The following is a 369-nucleotide window of genomic DNA, read 5'->3' as shown; positions in this document are numbered from 1 at the left end:
AACGATAATCAGCCGGGCGCGACACCCTGTCCGCCCGCACCGGATTCAGTTCGATGTAGCGCTGACAGGTGAGCAGGTAGGCGTCCTCCTGCGTCAGACACGAACGGAACCGTCCTTCCCACAGGGTGCCGCTGCGCTGGTAGGTGCGATTGACGTATTGCACGTAACGCTGCCCAAGTGCCTTCATCAAGCTGTCCCGCAGCGTCGGCTCGGTCTGCCGAAAGCAACAGATGCACATGGTTTGTCATCAGCACGTAGGCATGTACCCGGCACCCGGCCTGCCGTGCATACTCGCCCAGCCACCGCAAATACCATGGGTAGTCCTCACCCGCGAAGAAGCACGGCTGGCGATTGTTGCCGCGCTGAATG

General features: G+C 61.2%; 1 pseudogene. It reads right to left on the bottom strand.

The annotated features are described in order from the left end of the window. Positions 1–368: pseudogene (locus tag RM530_RS18875) on the bottom strand (transposase); the annotation flags it as partial. Between the last annotated feature and the right edge of the window lies 1 nt (position 369).

Source organism: Banduia mediterranea, from assembly GCF_031846245.1.
GTDB classification, from domain to species: Bacteria; Pseudomonadota; Gammaproteobacteria; order Nevskiales; family Nevskiaceae; genus Banduia; species Banduia mediterranea.
The sequence above is the reverse complement of the archived record's forward strand: the minus strand, read 5'-3'. Positions and strand labels throughout refer to the sequence as shown.